15 protein-coding genes and 4 pseudogenes are annotated in these 20594 nt (G+C 57.6%); 13 read left to right on the top strand and 6 right to left on the bottom strand.

Annotated features, from left to right (window positions below):
* Positions 1–89: 89 nt before the first annotated feature.
* Positions 90–840 (top strand): annotated as a pseudogene (locus tag WGT02_RS22745) (IS6 family transposase).
* Between the two features lie 365 nt (positions 841–1205).
* Complete coding sequence (locus tag WGT02_RS22740; protein WP_024317166.1) at positions 1206–2282, top strand: GSU2403 family nucleotidyltransferase fold protein; 1077 nt, start codon at positions 1206–1208, stop codon at positions 2280–2282.
* A gap of 192 nt (positions 2283–2474) precedes the next feature.
* Here the strand turns inward: WGT02_RS22740 and WGT02_RS22735 are convergent, their stop codons facing one another.
* A complete protein-coding gene (locus WGT02_RS22735; protein WP_051166721.1) occupies positions 2475–2795 on the bottom strand; it encodes a macro domain-containing protein in 321 nt (106 codons plus the stop codon).
* A 53-nt stretch (positions 2796–2848) separates the two neighbouring features.
* Here WGT02_RS22735 and WGT02_RS22730 point away from each other — a divergent pair, with 53 nt between their 5' ends.
* From WGT02_RS22730 to WGT02_RS22690, 9 genes and pseudogenes are all read left to right on the top strand, one after another.
* The gene (locus WGT02_RS22730) at positions 2849–3499 is read left to right on the top strand and encodes an IS6 family transposase (RefSeq protein WP_375679458.1); all 651 of its coding nucleotides are present in this window, start codon (positions 2849–2851) and stop codon (positions 3497–3499) included.
* Positions 3500–3859: 360 nt separating this feature from the next.
* Positions 3860–4354 carry a ferritin-like domain-containing protein gene (locus tag WGT02_RS22725; protein ID WP_024317167.1) on the top strand — a complete coding sequence of 165 codons (495 nt, stop codon included), beginning with the start codon at positions 3860–3862 and terminating at the stop codon, positions 4352–4354.
* Between the two features lie 86 nt (positions 4355–4440).
* The gene (gene catE, locus WGT02_RS22720; protein WP_208246917.1) at positions 4441–6579 is read left to right on the top strand and encodes a catalase; all 2139 of its coding nucleotides are present in this window, start codon (positions 4441–4443) and stop codon (positions 6577–6579) included.
* Positions 6580–7203: 624 nt separating this feature from the next.
* Positions 7204–8723: pseudogene (gene istA / locus WGT02_RS22715) on the top strand (IS21 family transposase).
* 12 nt (positions 8724–8735) lie between these two features.
* Positions 8736–9491, top strand: coding sequence for an IS21-like element helper ATPase IstB (istB, locus tag WGT02_RS22710; protein ID WP_024317169.1), 756 nt, complete (start codon positions 8736–8738; stop codon positions 9489–9491).
* Between the two features lie 53 nt (positions 9492–9544).
* Positions 9545–10218, top strand: a pseudogene (locus WGT02_RS22705) (DUF72 domain-containing protein).
* Between the two features lie 953 nt (positions 10219–11171).
* On the top strand, positions 11172–11684 hold the full coding sequence (locus tag WGT02_RS22700) for a sigma-70 family RNA polymerase sigma factor (protein ID WP_024317170.1): 513 nt from the start codon (positions 11172–11174) through the stop codon (positions 11682–11684).
* A gap of 481 nt (positions 11685–12165) precedes the next feature.
* Positions 12166–12585, top strand: coding sequence for a CopG family transcriptional regulator (locus WGT02_RS22695; protein ID WP_024317171.1), 420 nt, complete (start codon positions 12166–12168; stop codon positions 12583–12585).
* 29 nt (positions 12586–12614) lie between these two features.
* Positions 12615–13901, top strand: coding sequence for a PHB depolymerase family esterase (locus WGT02_RS22690; protein ID WP_024317172.1), 1287 nt, complete (start codon positions 12615–12617; stop codon positions 13899–13901).
* Positions 13902–13988: 87 nt separating this feature from the next.
* On the opposite strand, the gene WGT02_RS22685 is transcribed toward WGT02_RS22690, so the two are convergent.
* The 3 genes from WGT02_RS22685 to WGT02_RS22675 form a co-directional block, all read right to left on the bottom strand.
* On the bottom strand, positions 13989–15110 hold the full coding sequence (locus tag WGT02_RS22685; RefSeq protein WP_024317173.1) for an AI-2E family transporter: 1122 nt from the start codon (positions 15108–15110) through the stop codon (positions 13989–13991).
* Positions 15111–15541: 431 nt separating this feature from the next.
* Positions 15542–15748 carry a hypothetical protein gene (locus tag WGT02_RS22680; RefSeq protein ID WP_225039993.1) on the bottom strand — a complete coding sequence of 69 codons (207 nt, stop codon included), beginning with the start codon at positions 15746–15748 and terminating at the stop codon, positions 15542–15544.
* Between the two features lie 121 nt (positions 15749–15869).
* Positions 15870–16391 carry a sensor histidine kinase gene (locus tag WGT02_RS22675; protein ID WP_024317174.1) on the bottom strand — a complete coding sequence of 174 codons (522 nt, stop codon included), beginning with the start codon at positions 16389–16391 and terminating at the stop codon, positions 15870–15872.
* A gap of 564 nt (positions 16392–16955) precedes the next feature.
* Here WGT02_RS22675 and WGT02_RS22670 point away from each other — a divergent pair.
* A complete protein-coding gene (locus WGT02_RS22670; protein ID WP_225039995.1) occupies positions 16956–18635 on the top strand; it encodes an adenylate/guanylate cyclase domain-containing protein in 1680 nt (559 codons plus the stop codon).
* 105 nt (positions 18636–18740) lie between these two features.
* On the opposite strand, the gene WGT02_RS22665 is transcribed toward WGT02_RS22670, so the two are convergent.
* Together WGT02_RS22665 and WGT02_RS22660 are read right to left on the bottom strand one after the other, a co-directional pair.
* Positions 18741–18944: a hypothetical protein gene (locus WGT02_RS22665; RefSeq protein WP_208246913.1), complete on the bottom strand. Its 204-nt coding sequence runs from the start codon at positions 18942–18944 to the stop codon at positions 18741–18743.
* A 314-nt stretch (positions 18945–19258) separates the two neighbouring features.
* Positions 19259–19723: a diguanylate cyclase domain-containing protein gene (locus tag WGT02_RS22660; protein WP_176703653.1), complete on the bottom strand. Its 465-nt coding sequence runs from the start codon at positions 19721–19723 to the stop codon at positions 19259–19261.
* A gap of 346 nt (positions 19724–20069) precedes the next feature.
* On the opposite strand from WGT02_RS22660, the pseudogene WGT02_RS22655 reads away from it, so the two are divergent.
* Positions 20070–20330: pseudogene (locus tag WGT02_RS22655) on the top strand (plasmid stabilization protein); the annotation flags it as partial.
* Positions 20331–20594 lie beyond the last annotated feature (264 nt).

The following is a 20594-nucleotide window of genomic DNA, read 5'->3' as shown; positions in this document are numbered from 1 at the left end:
CGCAGGCATCAGAGATGCAATCACGTTCAACGTAGTATTCGCTTTTGACGCAAACATACCGCATCGCCAGTCCAATGCATTGTCCGGCGATGTCACGTTGTCTGCAGCTTAACGGTTGAGGGATAATTGGGCGAGGATGAGCTCGACGACGATCAGTTACAAGAACCACCGCTTTCCACCGCAGATCATCGCCCATGCGATGTGGCTGTACTTCCGGTTTCCTTGAGCCTGCGGTTGGTCGAGGAAATGCTGTTGGAGCGTGGCATTGTCGTATCGTACGAAACGATCCGGCGATGGGGCCGTAAATTTGGGGCGGCTTATGCCAAGCAGTTGCGCAGAAAGAAGCCGTCGCAAAAGGATATCTGGCATTTGGACGAGGTGGTGATGTCCATCGGCGGCCGGAAACATTGGCTTTGGCACGCGGTTGACCAGGACGGCTACGTTCTCGACGAGATCGTCCAGGCCCGCCGCGATACCAAGGCTGCCAAGCGATCGCTGGTCAGGCTGCTGAAGAAGCAAGGCCTGTCGCCGCAGCGCATCGTCAGCGACAAACTGCGCTCATACGGAGCGGCAAGGCGCGATGTCATGCCCGGCGTCGAACATCGATCCCACAAGGGCCTGAACAATCGCGCGGAGAATTCTCATCTACCACTACGAGAACGAGAAAGAATGATGCAGTGCTTCCGATCCGTCGGCGGCTTGCAACGCTTCATCTCGGTCTTTTCAGCAATCAGAAATCTTTTCGTCCCGTCGCACCAGAAACGCTCAGCCCTCGCCACTCACATTCATCGCATCCGCGCAATAGCGCATTGGAAAGCCGTGACCGGCGCAACTGCGTAAGTTCATCGGCAAACGCCTTGTCGGGGATTAAGCGAACAACGTGACATCGCCGTGCAGGCCGATGAGAAGGCCTAACAGCCACCGAACTGACTGAGACGCGTGCAACTTCCCAACCCCGGTTTTCCAGGGTTTTTTTGTTTGTCATAGCCCTGAAGTATCAGGTCGGGCTCTGTTATAAGGTTTTGGCAGAAACTTATAACGTTGACATCAGAGGTGGGAGTTATAAGGTTTTGGCAAACACTTATAACAGCGGGTATTAGATGAGCGGAGACGATTTCGTCAGAAGAAGGCAAGAGCGCATGGACAAGGCGTGGGCCGAGTTTGTCGCCGAGAGAGCCGCCGCACTCCAGAAGGAAGAAATGCCAATGATGAAAGAGATCGACATCAGCTACCGAACGATGTTCGCGGAGCTGGCGCAGCGTACTCTCGACGCGCAATTCGCGGCAGACTTCCCCATGGAGGGATGGTTCGTAACCGTCACCGTGAAGGACCGCGATTACTGGTATTTCGATCTCCCTACTCCCGAGGGAAAGGACAAGCGAAGCTATGTCGGCCCACACAGCGACGAAGCGATCACGGCGCGGGTAAAGGCCCACAAGGAGATCAAGGACAACATCCGGGAGCGGAGGCGCATGGTGAGTACGCTGCGCCGTGCTGGCCTTCCCGGTCCCGATGCATTTGCGGGCGACGTCACGAAAGCCCTCGCTGATGCCGGATTGTTCCGGCTGCGTGCTGTCCTAATCGGGTCGGTGGCATTCAGTACCTACGCAGGGATGCTAGGGGTCCGATTGCCCTCGTCGGCAATGCAAACGGGCGACGCGGATTTCGCGCAAGACTTCGCGATCTCGGCCGGGGTCGAAGACAGCCTGCCTCCGGTGTTGGAAGTCCTCCAGTCGGTCGATCCCGAATTCCGAGCAGTTCCGCACCAGGCGGACAAAGCCAAGGTGGTCGCCTTCCAGAACGCCAAGGGCTACCGGGTGGAATTCCTGACGGGAAACCGGGGATCGGACGAATACACGGGCAAGCCGTCGCCCATGCCTGCCCTCGGCGGTGCGTCGGCGGAAAACCTGAGGTTCCTCGATTACCTGATCTATGAACCTATCCGCACGGTGCTTCTCCACCGCGAAGGCGTGAACGTGCTAGTCCCCGCCCCCGAGCGGTATGCCGTCCACAAGCTGATCGTGTCGTCCAGAAGGCTCACAGACACGCTTGGACGCGTGAAAGCGGACAAAGACCTGACGCAGGCCGCCTTGCTCTTCGAAGGCCTCGTGGAGACGCGGCAGAGCGATGCAATCGCTATTGCGTGGGAAGAAGCATGGGATCGAGGGGATGCGTGGAAAGAGGCTATCGGCAAGGGCATCGCGAGGCTGCCGGAAAAGGGCATCAAAGCCCTCGGAAAGGCTCTCGGTCCCGAAGTGGTGGAAGACCTGGTAAAAAGATAATCGGACCTATGGGAGGCAGGGAGTAGGAACATGACGGCTGTCGGGATCGATTGACATCTACGTGGCGATCCGGCCAGACCTCGAATGGAATGGCCTGCCGATCCACGGTAGCGCTGGCCTACTAGGAGACGCCGAACTTCCTTCGCAACATGCCCACGCTGTTCCGCAGCGGCTGGGGTTCGCCGAGGTCGATCAGATGTGGAGGCTCTGTGAGAGATAGTCGCGGATCTCGAACAGATTGACGGCGAAGCGTTCGGCGTCACCGGGATAGATGACGATCGTGAGTTTGTTGGAGAACACCTTCTCACGAGAGGCGTCCGCGAAGGACTGCGCGATCCTTTCCGCGATTTTCTTTCGAGACAGCGCCACTCGACCCCGACCTGTGCCGACCAATGCGATTGCGATATCCCCGAACTCACCCTGGGTGGCGATATACTCCCACAGACCCTCAAGGGCTGCGTCTATAATCTTCGGCGTCGATTTCGCCGTTCCCTGCGCGTTAAGCTCCGACATGGCAAGAAAGCAGAAGGCCTTTCCCGTGTGTCGAAATTTTCGCAACGCTGCCGATGGGGTATCGCTCTTTCCGGTTTCCGCTCAGCCTACGAATGGTCGAGGATATGCTGGCAGCTCGAGGCATCATGGTCTCTCATCAGACCGTGAGATTGTGGGCGGAGAAATTCGGCAGGCACTTTGCCAATAATATCCGGAAGCGTTCAGCCGGCAGGCTCGGTGACAAATGGTACCTCGACGAGGTCGTCATCACCATTGGGGGAAAGAAACACTGGTTGTGGCGCGCCGTCGATCAACATGGCTTCGTCCTCGACGTTCTGGTCCAAAGCCGCCGTGATGCCAGGGCTGCCAAGCGTTTGATGCGCAAGCTTCTGAAAGGCCAAGCTTCTGCCCCGCGCGTTATGATCACCGACAAGCTTCGGTCCTATGGTGCGGCGAAGCGGGAGATCATGCACGGCGTCGAGCATCGTTCGCACAAGGGCTTGAACAATCGGGCGGAGAATTCTCATCAGCCTATTCGACGACGCGAGAGGATCATGAAGCGGTTCAAGTCAGCCAGACAGCTTCAGCGCTTCGTCTCGATCCATGATCCAATCGCCAACCTCTTCCAAATTCCCCGCCACGAGATCCCATCTCCCCATTACCGCGAGCTGCAAGGGGCCGCGATGCAGATGTGGAGCGAGATCGCCCATCTGCAGGCCGCTTGATCACAGACCTCCTGCCCTACCTTGACCCGACGCCGATAAGTTTACAGTGCCCAGTGAGGCGCCTTGAGCCGCCCTGCCGCATCCATTTTCGGCAGAGACAACCCTACCTAAATCTTGTCGGAGCCGAAAAGCTGTCGAAAAGGCCGAAATCGATGGAACAACGGCGCTGGGTGGCAGTTGTGCCTGCGACCCGGTCGACCCGTGCTCTCTGCATAGGACTGTCTGGCAGTAATGCCGACCGGCTTTCTCTCCTTTGTGGGTTGAGACGACGTCCTGGAAACGGACGTCCATCATTTCTTGCACGGGAACATCCACCATCACGCGGAGTTTCGTGCCCGCAAATGCCATAGGGAGGACACCATGGCTGCCGAAAAGACCCTCAACGACCTTTTCCTTGATACTCTCAAGGACATCTATTTCGCTGAAAAGCAGATCCTGAAGGCCCTTCCCAAGATGGCTCGGGCGGCACAGTCCGAAGAAGGCAAGGGAGGTTTCCTGCAGCATCGCGACGAAACACAGGGACAGATTGAGCGCCTCGTGTTCGAGTTAATCGGCAAGCCAGCTCGTGGCAAGACCTGCGAAGCGATCCAGGGCATCCTCGCCGAAGGCGAAGATATCATGGAGGAATACAAGGGCTCGATCGCGCTGGAGGCCGGCTTGATTTCGGCTGCTCAGGCGGTCGAGCACTGCGAGATTGCGCGCTATGGCACCCTGATCGCCTGGGCCAAACAGCTCGGCCGCAACGAAGCGGTCCCGCTTCTTCAGGCAACCCTTGCCGAAGAGGAAGCCACCGACAAGAAGCTTACCCAACTCGCACAGGCGTCAGCGAATCCCAAGGGCAAGAAAGCCGCCTGAACAGAGGCAAGCCGCCCAGGAAGGCCGGTCCTTCGGGCGGCCTTTTCCTATTTCGACCTCGTGCGACATCCCAAGGGAGCCAAGATATGGCCAAGAAACCTAGAGCCACACAGTCCAACACCGTCACCATTCACGATCAAAAGCTCCACCGCGGCGAAGGCAGCGAGCTCCATCAGTTCGCGGAAGCCGGACAGCCGATTCTCACAACCGCCCAAGGCGGGCCAGTTGCCGATGACCAGAACTCGCTTCGCATTGGTGCGCGCGGTCCCATCGTAGTCGACGACTTCCATTTCCGCGAGAAGATCTTCCACTTCGACCACGAAAGGATTCCCGAGCGGGTCGTCCATGCTCGGGGGTACGGCGCGCACGGATTCTTCGAAACGCATCAATCGCTCGCGGCGTACACCAAGGCGGATCTCTTCCAACGGCCAGGTGAGAGGACACCTGCCTTTGTCCGTTTCTCGACTGTCGCGGGCAACAAAGGATCTGCAGATCTCGCCCGAGACGTTAGGGGCTTCGCGGTGAAGCTGTACACCCAGGAGGGTAACTGGGATCTGGTGGGGAACAATATCCCGGTGTTCTTCATCCAGGATGCAATCAAGTTTCCCGATCTCATCCATGCTGCCAAGCAGGAGCCCGACAGAGCGTTCCCACAGGCACAGACCGCCCATGACAATTTCTGGGATCTCATCAGCCTGACGCCGGAGAGCATGAACATGATCATGTGGATCATGTCGGATCGCACCATCCCGCGCTCCTTCCGATTCATGGAGGGCTTTGGCGTCCATACCTTCCGCCTGGTCAACGCCAAGGAAGAGTCGACCTTCGTCAAATTCCACTGGAAACCAAAGCTTGGCCTGCAGTCAGTCGCCTGGAACGAAGCGGTCAAGATCAACGGCGCCGATCCGGACTTCCATCGCCGGGATCTCTGGCAGTCGATACAGTCCGGCAACTTTCCGGAATGGGAACTGCAGGTCCAGCTCTTCGACCAGGACTTTGCCGATAGCTTCGACTTCGATGTGCTCGACCCGACAAAAATTATTCCGGAGGAAATCCTACCCCCGCAGCCGGTCGGTCGCCTGGTGCTCGATCGTATGCCTGACAACTTCTTTGCAGAGACCGAGCAGGTGGCATTCATGACCCAGAACGTCCCGCCGGGCATCGATTTCAGCAACGATCCGCTGCTGCAGGGCCGCAACTTCTCCTACCTAGATACACAGTTGAAGCGGCTTGGCGGGCCGAACTTCACGCACCTGCCGATCAATGCGCCGAAGTGCCCTTTCGCACATTTCCAGCAGGACGGGCACATGGCGATGCGTAATCCGGTTGGCCGGGTCAACTATCAGCCGAACTCCTTCGGCGAGGGACCTCGGGAGTCGGCCGTCAAAGGGTATCGCCATTTCCCCGCTGAAGAGCAGGGTACGAAGGCGCGGCTGCGCCCGGAAAGCTTTGCCGATCATTACAGTCAGGCCCGGCAGTTCTACATCAGCCAGACATCAGCGGAACAGCGCCACATCGCGGCCGCGTTTACCTTTGAACTCGCCAAGGTCCAAACATCAGCCATCCGCGAACGGATAGTTTCGCACCTTCTGAACATAGATGAGACCCTCGCCTCCACCGTCGCCCACAAGCTCGGTTTCCAGTCGATGCCGAAGCCGGCTGATGCAGCGGTGCCAACTCGCCAGGACCTCCACCCTTCGCCGGCCCTCAGCATCGTCGAGCGTGGGCCGAAACGCTTTGAAGGACGAAAACTCGGCATACTCGTGACCGATGGCGTGGACGCACAGCTTCTGAATGGCCTTGCGGCAGCAATTACAAAGGAAAAGGCCGACTTCGAGCTAATCGCGCCGAAGGTGGGTGGTGTTACGGCCTCTGACGGGACATGGGTAGAGGCCCACCATATGATCGATGGCGGGCCATCTGTCCTCTTTGACGCTGTGGCTCTTCTCACGTCGTCCGCCGCCATGGACGACCTCGTGAAGGAGGCAACCGCGCGTGACTTCGTCGCCGACGCCTTCCAGCACTGCAAGTTCATCGGCTATCACCAGTCGGCGCTGCCGCTCCTTGAAAAGACTGGTATTGCGGACGCTCTCGACGAGGGCGTCTGGATGCTACCGGGAGACGAGGGCCTTGCTGCCTTCGTCGTCGAGCTTGGCAAGCTGCGAGTGTGGGGACGTGAGCCATCAGTGAAGCTGGGCAAGGCATCGGCGGAGATCAAAGCATGACTGGCGAAGCCACGCACCGTTTCCGCGCCAGCGGCGGCCTCAACAGTCTGGGATAGCCAAGATCTGGCACACGCCGTCGCCACCCAAAATCATCTCGTCCGATCACCCTGGTCGTCGCTGGGTTTGCGAACGGCTCGTTCCAGGGAACTGTCGCTGGGCTGCATGGTTCTCAGAGCAGTACCAACCCCGTCGCAAAGTGTTGCTTGCGGCGGTCGGCGTTGCGGGGAAGGTGAGTTGAAGGAAGTCGAGAGTCGGAGGTTGCGCCGAGCAAAGCGTCGCGAAAAGCAGCGGCAAGCAAACGTCTTGCGCGCCAGTAAAATGCATCATCTCAGGTTCACTAATCCGTCGAGCGCTTCAACGGCCGGACAGGGTCTCTGCCGTCCCATCCACATCGGTTGCTCCGGGTGGTACTACTGGCACTTGAAAGGGAAGTTCTACCCGGCGGAAGTGGCTCCAGACCAGTGGTTTTCCATTTATCAGAACGAATTCGATACGGTGGTGCGGATTCCGACGTGAAGCCGGCCGCCATTCCGATCAAAGACCGGCCGGTTTTCGGCACTGAAGATTACCTCCTGGGTCAGTAACTTTGGCATCAAATACCTCGCGATGAACGGGGACATTTTGATGCCGGCAAAGAGAAGGCCGACCATGAGACAGTTAAGACAAATGCTTCGGCTTGCCGGAAGCGGGACGAGCTCCCGCGAGATTGCAGTCGCATTGGGAATAGCGCGCAGTACGGTGCAGGATAATCTGCAGCGCGCAGCAGCAATTGGATTGAGCTGGCCGTTGCCGGGCGAACTCACTGACGATGCTCTCGAGAACAAACTCTTCGCTCGCAACGGCATCAAACAGGGCACGAGACGACGCGTCGATCTTGCCGTCGAGCTCAAGAAGCCCGGCGTGACGTTGCTCATCCTGTGGGAGGAGTATCGTGGGTCGCACCCCGAGGGTTACGGTTACAGCCGTTTTTGTGAGCTCTTCAGAAGCTTCGAGCAGCGGCTTTCGCCGACAATGCGCCAGGAGCATGCGGCCGGCGACAAGGTCTTCGTCGACTATTCCGGCAAGAAGATCCCGATCGTTGATCGCAAGACCGGTGAGATCCGTGAGGCAGAGATCTTCGTGGCTGTGCTCGGTGCATCCAACTTCACCTTTGCGGAAGCGACCTGGACGCAAACGCTCTCCGACTGGATCGGCTCGCATGTGCGAATGTTTCGTTTCTTCGACGGCGTTCCGCGACTGATCGTCCCCGACAATCTGAAGTCGGGCGTCAATCACGCCAGCTTCTACGACCCCGAGATTAACCGCAGCTACGGCAGGATGGCATCCCATTATGGCGTCGGTGTTCTTCCGGCACGGCCAAAAAACCGCGGGATAAATCGAAAGTTGAGAACGGAGTCCGTTTTGCCCAGACCTGCATCCTGGGGCGGTTGCGTAAGCTGACTTTCTTCTCGCTGGCTGAGGCCAATGCCGCTATTGGCCAAGCACTTGATCGCATCAACGATCGCCTCATGCGTCGATTGGGTGTTTACCCGGCGGCACGTATTTGAAAGTGTCGAACGTGCTGCGCTCGCTAGCCTTCCGGTGAAGACTACGAATTCGCCGAATGGCGTCTGGTCCGTGTCTCGACCGATGATCACGTCGAGTTCAAAAGCTTCTTTTATTCCGTCCCCATGCCCTCATTCGCCAGCAGGTCGATCTGAGAGCAACGGCGCGTACCATCGAGATCTTTTCACCGCGGCAAGCGCATCGCCGTCCATCAGCGCCGCTATGGCGGCCCTCGTCATGGAACCGACCCAGATCACATGCCCAGTTCCCACCGGCGATACGCTGAGTGGACACCGGATCGCTTTCGGCGCTGGGCCGCATCCATCGGGCCCCAGACAGAAGGATTGGTCATCGCAATCCTTTCCAGTCGTCCGCACCCCGAGCAGGGCTTTCGAACATGCCTGGGTGTTCTGCGCCTGTTTCGCGACATCGACCGCAATCGTGCCGAAGCGGTATCAGCCCGCGCTGTCGAGATCGGTGGGCTGAACTGCAAAAGCATTGCGTCGCTCCTGGCCAATCACAAGGCCGCCCGCCATTCCACCGAACCGACCGCCATCGTCGATCACGCCAATCTGCGTGGCCCTGATTACTTTCATTGAGGAAACAAACCAATGCTGATCAATCCTACCATCGATATGCTGCGCGAACTCGGCCTTTACGGTATGGCCACAGCCTTCCAGGAGCTCGACGCACAATCTGAAGCGCGCGGCCTCGAGCATGGAGGGTGGCTTGCCATACTGCTCGAACGAGAGGCTACCATGCGCGGCCAGAAACGTTTCGAAGCCCGCGCCAGGGCTGCCAAGCTGCGTCATGACGCGCAGATCGAGAATGCCGACTTTCGTGTTGCACGCGGCCTCGACCGTAATCTGTTCATGGCGCTCGCCGGCTGCGACTGGATCCGCAAGCATCATAGTCTGCTTGTCACCGGGCCAGCCGGTGTCGGCAAAAGCTGGCTTGCCTGCGCACTCGGCCACAAGGCATGCCGCGAGGATTTCTCCGTCGCATACCACCGGGTTCCACGGCTGTTCGCCACGCTGGCGCTTGCAAGAGGTGACGGGCGATACGGCAGGATCCTCAAATCTCTCGCCAAGACCGACCTGCTTATCCTCGACGACTGGGGACCGGAAAAACTCAACGATGATCAGCGGCGCGATGTGCTTGAGATCATCGAAGACCGCTACGAGCGTCGATCGACAATCGTCACCAGTCAGGTCCCGCTGGATCGCTGGTGGGAAATTATCGCAAACCCCACGCTCGCAGATGCCATCCTGGATCGCCTCGTTCACAATGCCTATCGCATCGATCTCACCGGTGAAAGCATGCGAAAACAGCGCTTACCGATAGCGGCTGAAACACAGCACGCTTGACCTGAAACAAAACCAGATCCAAACATCAAACAGACCCAGGATCAGTCCGAGAAATGGCCGCCTTCAAATCGGAATCGATGGCCGGCTTCATCGGAATACGCACGGTGGAGTTGAACGCTCCATTCTACTCTTGGCCAACTGTCGCGACCGTCAAAATTTGGTTGCGTCAATCCAGAGCGGACTTCGTCTACACCGTCAAGGTGTGTGAACTCATAACGCATATCAGGCGTTTCGACGGAACAGCTACTCTGATTCGAGACTTCGGTTACATTGCTGATTTGCTCGGCAATCAAATGGGTTGTTTTCTGTTTCAACTACCCCGAGCGTTCGCTACAGTCCGGAGACACTTCGAACTATACTGAGCCAACTTGATCCGAACCGGCGAAATGTAGTGGAGTTCCGTCACAGAAGCTGGTGGAACGACGATACGTTCGCGCAATTCCAGACGGCGGGAGCCATCTTCTGCTCGTGCAGCGGGCCTAGGCTTCCCGACGAGTTGCTGAAGACAGCAGACGATATCTACATTCGCTTTCACGGCACAACACAATGGTATCGACACAACTACAGCGAAGCGGATCTGCTGGTGTGGGCTGATCGGGTAAAGCGACGTGATGCAAGAACTGTATGGGCATACTTCAATAACGACCGCGGCGGGAATGCTATCAGGAATGCCAAGTCGTTCTTGCAGATGCTGGGCTCGCACCCGGGCCTGGACAACCCCGCATGACCGTGATTGACGCTATTTCGATGATACCACCTCAGTCTGCCGACGGTAGCGATACCGGTTTTTCGGCGAAATGTGCTGGGAACCGCACGTTGAACCTGGGTGTTATCCTGCGTCCGCCTCGTCGAGAACACGATCCTTTACCGGAGTGAGGCGCAACGGCGAGTGCCTTGTCATAGACGTCAGAGGCGGATGTCCCTCCCCTGATCGACAATTGTCGACGCCTGCTCCGCGACAGTATCCTTTGCCGCGTCGGCATCGCTGCGGCTACCGCAAAGGCCAGCACAACCCACAAGCGGTTGATCCCGTCGTCTCGTGACCCATGATGTGCCCGGCATGCATTCCAGGCACGAGCCCCACCATACAGGTGGAGGTCCGATCCGTAGATGGGGCAACGTGTTACTTGATAATCGCATCGCGATCATCCTGAAGGACGGGATTGTCGACCTCTTCGCAACGAATGTCGCCGGGGGCCCTGCCAGGTCAATGCTCTCATGATGGTCTCCGCCGGTCGGTGGCGGTCGGCCGTGAAAAGGCGAACCTGCGGTCGAAAGTTTTGTTCCGACGTCCTTAGACAAACGCGGGTATCCCCTGCGCGGGCTGCAAAAAAACAAAGGCTCTCGACCGGAACTTCCATCAACGGCCGGAACAACACCCTCCCCGTTGGGCAAATATGGCCGACGTCACGAGATCTAGGCCAATGGATCACCGCGGATCCGAATTTCAGATGAGTCGAGGTGTGAGTTCCGTAGAACTCACCTCGTTTCAGGACCTCCCGCCAGATGGTGGCCGAGGGGGTTCCTCAGACCTACTTTTCGCCACCCACGAGAATGGCAAGATTCGTTCGTGGCGCGATCACGTCAAACCCAACCTTTTGGTTCGATATCGGACGGTGGGCAAAATGCCGGAACCACTAGTGCTCGTATCCATTGCGGTTGATGTTCGGAGGAACCGCAATGCCGCAATACGCTTCCCTTCAAGATGACATCGTTGCCCTGCGTCCTGTCATGCAGGCCTTCGCGCATCGCTTCACCAGATCAGATGCCGACGCCGAGGATCTTACTCAGGAAACGATCATGAAGGCCCTCAGCCATCTGGATCATTTCACGCCCGGAACCAACCTCAAAAGCTGGATGTTCACCATCCTGCGGAACCACTACTGCAGCCAGTACAAGCGCTCGAAGCGTTGCCGTCCAGCCTCCGATCTCTCCGACGGCTCCTTCGAGATCCCCGTGCCATCGGATCAGGATTGGCCATTGCGGCTGAAAGATGTTTCAGACGCGATTGATCGCCTGCCCCAACAGTTGAGACAAGCGCTAATGCTGGTCGTGGCCGGGCGCTCGTACATGGATGCTGCAAAGGAGTGCGGGTGCGAAATCGGCACCATCAAAAGCCGCGTCGCACGTGCTCGGATGGCTTTGATGCTGGCTTTGGACGAGGTCTCCTTCAGCGAAGCTGCAACACAATAGAACTGCGACCGCGTGCATCAGGCATCATTCGAGGCTGAGGCCGCTGGGCGTGCAAATGGAAGACCCTCCGCCTCGAGCTAGCAGGCCATCGCACCGAGGCGTCGGGCACCGGAATCCACACCCGTGATCAGGGCCACCTTTCCCTGCAGTCTGCCACTGCCTTTGTAGGAATGCTCCCATGCTCCGGGACCGGTTGCATCGCTCCTGCCGGTGAAAGGGACCGAAGGGTCGGACCGCTGCCTCAAAGGCATAGGATTATCGAGAGAATGGGGAGGCGGATCGATCAGCCCTTGAAGAATCAGAATGATGAGCCAGCCATCTCTATCCAAGCATTACTGGTTAGTGGAGTGACGATAGCACCTGTGACGCCCTCGGATCCCTATGCCTCTCCAAACGCCTGATCATTTTCGAGGTTTATCGTTGAGGCCCTTGTAAAACATCCGGATACCATCCATGTAACATCCATGTGGATGGTAAAAGCATGGCTGACAACGTTTACAAGCTTCGCGACAAAAACAGCGAGTCGGAAAAAATCACGATCAATCTCGGCTATGTCGATCTAGGTCGTATCGACCTTCTCGTGCAGGAAGGCTTCTATTCCAATCGCAGCGATTTCATACGAACAGCGATCCGAAACCAGCTCGCCAGCGAGGGTGAGGCGGTCAAACAGTCAATCATCAAGCAAACGCTGGAACTCGGCCTACGCGACTACAGCAAGGCCGATCTGGAAGCCGTGAAGGCCGCGGGAGAAAAGCTCGAGATCAAGGTGCTTGGACTGGCCCGCATTGCCCCGGATGTCACGCCTGAACTCGCCTTGGCAACAATCGAATCTATCACCGTGCTCGGCGCACTTCAGGCCAGTGCGGAACTGAAATCGACATTGGCCGAACGTATTCGCTAGGCCTGTAGCCCCACCAACGAGGACATTCCATGAACGATGATTTCTTCATTGCCGTGAGGCGGGCGACGTCCTTGACGCGAACCTCGAATATTGCCGAGGCAACCCGCGTGATCCAGGATGCACTTGCTGGCCGTCCCGCCTCCGGCGCTCGTGCCTCAACAGAACCCGACATCGCGGACACTCCTCGGGTGCATCATTCGAAACCTTTTCAGATAGATCCCAACGCCGAAATTATCGAGCCGGGCACACAGCCAGCGACCGGAGCCATGGAGCGGCATGACGGTCTTGGATCCGATCGGTTCCGAAAGCCCCTCGGCGAGACACTGCGCATCTTGCGCGAAGGACGGACGGCCTCTGGCGCATTCGCCTCAATGCCGGGCATAGACCTGCCCGGACTGGCGAAACATGGCCCCTCTCCTGCCGTGCCATCTGGAGCGCAATTTCTGACGCGATCCTATGCCTGCGCGGCCGGCATCCGAAGCTACAAACTCTACATACCGGCATCCGCGCTGGACCAGCCACGTGGACTGGTCGTCATGCTCCACGGCTGCAAACAAAACCCCGACGACTTTGCCACAGGCACCGGCATGAACGCCGTTGCTGAGGTGCATGGCCTCCTCGTTGCCTATCCCCACCAGACAGCATCGGACAATCCCTCATGCTGCTGGAACTGGTTCAGAACTGCTGATCAGAAGCGCGATGCTGGGGAACCCTCGATCATTGCAGGAATTACGGCGGAGATCATGGCGGAATTCGACCTCGATCGGAACCGGGTCTTTGTTGCGGGCCTGTCGGCAGGCGGCGCGATGGCCGCGGTTATGAGAGAGACGTATCCTGATCTCTACGGCGCCGTAGGCATTCATTCCGGACTAGCCTATGCTTCGGCAAGCGACGTCATGTCGGCTTTCTCCGTCATGCGAGGCGAAGCATGTCTCATATCTGAACCGAAACCCCGTTACCGCTCCAAACCAGAGGTTCGCACGATCGTGTTTCATGGAGGTGCGGACCGCACGGTCAATCCTTCCAATGCTGAGCGGATAGTCGCGGCCGCCATTCCGCCAGAGCCCAACTCCACAACACAAACGCACACCGGCCGCTCCGCTGGTAAGCGCGCCTATACGAGGAAAATTGTTACAAATGCGCAGCGGCTCCCGGCGCTGGAATATTGGTTGGTCGAGGGCGCCGGCCATGCCTGGTCCGGCGGTGATGCCGGCGGATCGTACACAGACCAGGACGGGCCAGACGCAACAAACGAGATGGTGCGCTTTTTCCTCGAACCCAGCAACGCTTCGCAGGAAAATGTGGCCGCTAAGTAGCTCGAACTAGCGGTGCGCGAGCCTCGCCGCATCCAGGAAAGGATCTTCCAATCGCTCGGCGCACATCGCTGGCAGCAAAAAGCGTAACTATTCGTCACCGCTGAGAAAGTGCCCGATGGCGGCAAGCGGCCGTATTCCATCGCAGACGATTTTGGTGATAGCCAGCATCGGCACCGCGAGGATCGCTCCGGGCACACCCCACATCCAGAACCAAAAGATCAGCGCTATGATAACAAGCACAGGATTAAGGGTAAACCGCCGGGCGAGGAGCAGCGGGGTGACAATCTCGCCCTCGACGATGTGGATCGCAAAATAAAGTGCTGCCGGCAGAAGAGCCAACCACAGTGTGTCGATCACCAAAAGGCCGGCCAGCAGAAAAATCCCGACGCCTAGAAGAGGCCCCATGATCGGGACGTAGTTGAGAAGGAAAGCTGCGACACCCCACAGAACCGGATCACCAAGGCCGGTCAGCCACATGGCAATCCCTGTGGCGAGCCCGACGGCAGCATTCATAAGGGTGATGGTGACGAGATAGGCAGAAATGTTCTTCTCGACATCCTGGGACAATTCCACGACCTGCCGCTTTTCCTTGAAATTGGGGAGAATTTCGACGGCCCGTTTCAGGAATGTGCTGCCTGATACTAGCAAAAAGAACAGGATGACGATCGTCTCGAAGAAGCTGGCGGCAAAGTGGGTCGTGCCCGCGAAGAGCGTCGCAGCGATCGTTGAACCGGAGCCGGTGTTCGATCCCGATCCTTGTTGCATGAAGCCGTCAATCTTGTGCAGAAATGTTTGCAAAGCCTCGACGGGTTCGTTCAGGAACTTAAGGCGCTCCTGCAATCGGGGAATGCCTTCGGGCAGTTTCGCAGCCCATTCGGTCGCCGGACCAGAGATCGCAGCGCCGATGCCAACGATGGCTCCGAACACCAGCAGAATGAGCACGAGGGCCGCAAGGCTTCGCGGAAGACGAAGTTTCTCCAGCAGCCGCATGCCCGGCTGAAACAGAAGTTTGAGGACCAGGGCCAACACGATCGGAAGTACAATTTCCGATGCCAGATACGCCAAGCATAGAACGGCGAGCGCCACTAATATTGCAAGCAGCACAACAATTGGATCGGAAGGAAGATCGAGAGATCTGACCCGCATGTCTGCGACGACCTCTAGCTCTTCTGTTGGGACAACCAATTCGGTCTTGTCATCGATGACCATGATGCTCTCCCTTTGACCGCACAAGCCTCAGCCGGGTGTTTCCGGCCACGGAATAATTTGAAGAAGCGCCCGGCGCGATCAGAAAAGTTCGGAGAGGCCGAACAAAGGCAAAAAAGCTCAGGAATTGTTCACCCCCTGTTTGCCGCTTTTATGGCTCTGCTCGCCGGCCTTGAGAGTTGCTCGTGAGAGCTGTCCTTCCGGTGGTTCCGCTTGACGATGGCATGAGTTCCTCCATTGAAGAGATCGGATGGATCTTTTTAGCAGAACCAGAATGGAGGTTAACTGTTCCGGTTTTATCCGCCGCACCGCGAACAAATCGATCGTGGTCACAGACGGCGTGTGCCCTAGCCGGGGAACTTCATTTTCCGGGAGATCCCTGAGCAAACTCGTCAAACTGGCATGGATATGACGCCGCCGACGTGCCGTTGAGATTAGAGAGGGATTGATGGAAACGCCCGCGCTATTTCGTCCGCAAGTTCTCCTGCGTCGTAGGGTTTACGCAAGGCCGTTTCATGACGATAACCGTCGATAAGACCATCGCTTCCGTAACTGGTCGCTAACACAAACGGAATGCCGCGTTCGTACAGAACCTGTGCGACGGCGAAGGATGAGGTGCCGGCCAGATTTACATCAAGCACGGCGAAATCGATCTCACCGGTACGGGCAAGATGGAGCGCTTCGTTGATGCGGCTGGCTGACTAGAGCACTTGATGCCCCAATTCCGTCAGCAAATCTTCAAGGTGAAGGGCGACCAAGTATTCATCTTCGACGATCAGAATCCGGATTGCTGTCTGGTTGGCCGCCAAGGTCCTTCAGCCATTCTGCCGACCGGCAGGGGTGCATCGATCGTGCAGACGACACCGGCGGGTCCGCCGCCAGCGCCCGCTCGATTAAGCGCGAACCGAAGCCCTTGTGTTTCGGGGGAACGACCTTCGGTCCCCCGTTCTCGGCCCAGTGCAGAATTAGGCGGCGCTCGTCGCCTTCGCCTTCCATCGCCCAAACGATGGAGACATGGCCGTTTTCGGTGGAAAGCGCTCCATACTTCGCAGCATTGGTGCACAATTCGTGCAGCGCCATGGCGAAGCCCAACGCGGCGCTCGGCGCAAGCTGCAGGTCTGGACCTTCGATGTGGAAGCGGTTTTCGCCACCCGCATGTGGCTTGACGGTGTCGGCGATGATCTCCGCCAGGTTTGCACTCGCCCAGCTTTCGCGAGTCAAAACGTCATGCGCCTTTGCCAGGTTGATCAGCCGCGACCCGAATGCATCGCGCGCTTCCTCCAACGTCGAGGCGTGGCCCCGTCCCGATATTGCCTCATCCCACCATCGCGAACTCCGAGACGGCGCTATGCAAACATGGCGGCAAATCGCACGCCTTCAATCCGCCTGAACCCCGCAAGCATTGCACTGACTTGGCTGTCGAATGTTAAGTTTACGATGGCGTCTGAACGCCCCAATCGATCATGCTGGCAATTTGGTCGTAGGGTTTGCCCGTCAGCATCTGCAAGACGAAAACGCCGCAGCCATCATCCCTTGGACATTGCGTGACAAAATTAAAGCGGACCTGACCGGCTGCGGGTTGTGTCAATGCTCAGTTCCTTAACTCAATTCCATAATGCACAGCATCAGCACCACGGAACTGGTAGCTCCGAGTTGGAGCTGCCTCCCATAATGGAGACTGTTGGGTCGGCAGAGTGGCGCTTCTGAAGCGCGAAGCGGGCGGCGACGACTGGCGGCCTAACGATTCGCCGTGACCGAATCGGTGCTTCGACTGTGGGGATGTGGTAGTGTCACGGTGCAGCCGTTGAGCAATGGTGGCGGATGACCCAGAGGCGATTGCAGGCGATCATGGCTACCGACATTGTCGGATACTCGCGGCTGATGGAAGCCAACGAGGAACAAACGCTTGCCGCTCTCGCACGATTGCACGGCACCATACTAGCAACCGAAATCGGCTCGCGCGGAGGGCGGATCGTCAAGCTCATCGGCGATGGCGTTCTGTCGGTATTTGATACCGCGAGCGAGGCGGTGTCCTGTGCCATGAACATCCAGAAGCTTCTCGGGAGCGAGGCCGAACTGAGGGTCTGCCAAGAACAAATCCGCTTGAGAATTGGTATCAACCTTGCGGAAGTCGCCGTGATCGAGGGTGACATTTTCGGCGAAGGGGTGAATGTGACCTCCCGTCTTGAGCGGGAAGCGAGTTCGGGGGGCATCTGCATCAGCGATGCCGCATATGCTCAGGTTAAAGGAACTGCGCATTCACTATTCAAGGACGGGGGAGATATTCGACTGAAGAATATCGCCAAACCGGTCCATGTTTGGCATTGGCCTCAGGCTCCCGTTCCGCGAGCCTCCGGCAGACCGGTCGTAGCGGTGTTGCCCTTCCGAAACCTAAGGGAAGCTGATGATCAGCCATTTGTTGCCGATGGTTTCACAGAAGACATCATAGGAGGTCTAGCCCGCTTTCGAAGTCTATCGGTGATCGCAGCCGCTTCGTCGTTCGCGGCCCAGGACTTGTCCGAAGATACAACCGAGGTCGCTCGGAAATTGGGCGCAACCTATCTCGTCACGGGCGATCTCAGGCTTGCTGGAGGTGTGATCAGGGCAACCGTCCGCTTGATCGAGGCGGCGAACGCTCGGCTCATCTGGTCGGAGAAATATGACCGCTGTGCCGGGGATATCTTCGACATCCAGGACGAAATCGTCAGAATGCTCGTCTCAAGTCTGGTGGGTCAAATTCACAACATCGATTACCAGGAGTCGTTTCGTAAGGCACCCGACAATCTCGAGGCTTACGAATTCTACCTGCGTGGCCTCGCGCATCTTCGAGGGTATGAATCCGATGACAATCTCAAGGCCTGCGAGATGTTCGAAGCTGCTGTCCATCGCGACAACGGGTTTGCTCTCGCCCACGCTTATCTCGCTCTGTCGCAAATCGCGGTACACGGATACGCCAAGGCTCCGCCTGATGTGCTTCGAGATTGCACTTCCCTTGCGAGAAGGGCCGTTCTCCTTGATGAAGCAGAGTCAGGTTCACACCGCGTGCTCGGTCTCGCCCTTCTATATTTGAAGGACTTCGATGGTGCGGAAGGGGAGCTTCGACGGGCATGCGCACTCAATCCAAGCGACGCGAACGCCGCCGTTCAATTGGGCGGACTCCTGGCGCGGCGCAACCGCGTTGAGGAGGGTGTTCGATGGATCGATGAGGGTATGCGGCTCAACCCATTTCCGCCGCACTGGTATTATGCCGTGCTAGGGAATGCGATGTATTTGGGGGGTGCCTATGAAGAGGCTTTGGCCGCACTTCGTCGGCTTCCCAATCCAGGCAAGTTTACTTGGGGACGGATAGTAGCTTGCCTCAATCGAGCGGGACGGTCGAAGGAGGCAGCCGATGAAGCACGACTTCTTCTTGCCGCCCATCCTGATTTCACTATCAATGAATTCTTACGGCATGGCGTAGTGGTTGAGTCCGAGGGGCAGCTTCTGCAGTTCCGAGAGGGTTTCGACCACCTTGACCTACCCAGCTAGCTGGCAAACGGCGTGCTATCGGCTCGATTAAGGAGGGGAGCCTTGGTCACGTGTGGGGGTCCGATCCACAAATGCCAAGCTCCCGCCACGTCCTCGGAGAGAGGATCAGTTGATCAGCAAATTCGGGCTGGTGATGAGGTGATCGTCTTCCACGTCCTCTTCGATCATCACGATCTCGATCAGGTTTGCGGAAGGAAAAACGTGTCGCCTTCCACCTGCCTGAACGACGACAAGACCGTCTTTCATCCGGATGCCGGTGGCGACGAGGTTACGCTCGTGGCCTTCGTGGAAGATCGATACGACAAACATAGTCTTGCCTTTAACAAACTCGACTTAGGTTTGCACACATGCGTTAGCAAATCGTCACTAAAAATTGTAGCGGAACCGCCAGTATCATGCTGTCTGGTCCAATGCGAACTCGGATGCTCGAGGCCGGAACGAGACTCCTGTTGGCTCGTTGAGGCAGTGGAACGCGCGGTATGTCAATCCCGTCAAATGGACCGGGTGCTGCGCATCCAAGCCAGAAAAGCTGGCGACCTGGCCCTGCGCTCACCCCTCGTATACGCGGGGCCATTTTTCGTGGGTAATTCGCGTGAACAGCGAGACCGCGGATACGGGGTCAATCATCCCGTAATCTCGCAAACCACCGCCGCCTTCAATCTCGAGGCCGTCTCGATCAGCACCTGGTCGCCGGCGGCATGACCTAAGCTGTCGTTGACCTCCTTGAAGCCATCGAGATCGATCGTGAGCACCAGTCGGCCCTTCTCCTTACTCATGCGATCGAACTTCTTCTGCAGGCCGCGCCGATTGAAAAGTCCTGTTAGCACGTCGGTGTCAGCATTGGCCTCAAGTTCGGCGCGTCGCAGGTGTTCTTCAGTAAAGTCGATCACCACGCCAATTATACGGAAGGGTGTTCCCTGAGCGTCCCTAAGCAGACGCCTGTCACAACGCATCCAGCGCTCTCCTTCGGTGGTTCGAAGACGATATTCCGCTACAGACTTGTCGACCTTCCCTTCCAGAAGCGGCGTCAGGTCGGCAGCAGGATGGTCATCTTGGTGCACGTTTACCAGGTACGCCTTGAGGTCCATTCGACCTGCCTGGGGTCCGCCGATGAAACGCGCCAGCCGGTCCGACGTCTCGAAACTCTTTGTCTGCAGGTCCATGTGCCAAAAGCCGCCCCTCGGCTTGGGTCCGACTTTACTTCTGTTGCCCGGACGGCGTCACGCAGGTTGCGCACTTCTGTATCAATGCAAAACTGCTGGGGCGCTGACCAATGCCATTACCAAGGCAGCGTTGACCGATGGCACTATCAAGTGCCTCGACCTAACCGATCTCCAACGTGGGTCCGAAGGCCGCAATCACGATTTCCGGTCAGCGGAACTTTGGCGCGAAAATGCAGTTCTCCTTGCTTCATGTCAGCCAAGGAGATGTCCGATGCCGCAAGGTGACAAGTCCGCATATACCGACAAGCAGAAGCGCAAGGCCGAGCATATCGAGGAAGGCTACGAAGATCGTGGTGTTTCTGAGAAGGAAGCCGAGCGCCGTGCCTGGGCCACCGTCAACAAGGAAAGTGGCGGCGGCAAGAAATCCGGCTCGGGCCGGGACCATGCCGAGGACCATGCCTCTTCCGAAAAGGGCGGACGCAAGGGCGGCGCGGCAGCTGCATCGCGAACCAAGGAAGAGCGTTCCGTTGCGCTGACAACAACAACTAATCTGTTATGCCCACTTTGGGGGTCGCTCCAACAGCGATCCATAGGGCATAACGTCGAAGTCGGATCAGGAGGCCAACAAAAAAAGCCGGGGCGAAATCGCACCGACCTTCCTCATCATTGCCTATTTGTCCTGCCAGTACATCCATGGTCAAAAGTCTCAAGCGATGACGGCAATCGCGAGCGGCGAATTCATTCGGCGCTCCAAGCAATGCCGATGTAGGTAAGGCGACGATTGTGTTGTAACAAA

The organism is Rhizobium sp. T1470, from assembly GCF_042140505.1.
GTDB classification, from domain to species: Bacteria; Pseudomonadota; Alphaproteobacteria; order Rhizobiales; family Rhizobiaceae; genus Rhizobium; species Rhizobium favelukesii.
This window is presented reverse-complemented; position numbering and strand designations above follow the sequence as displayed.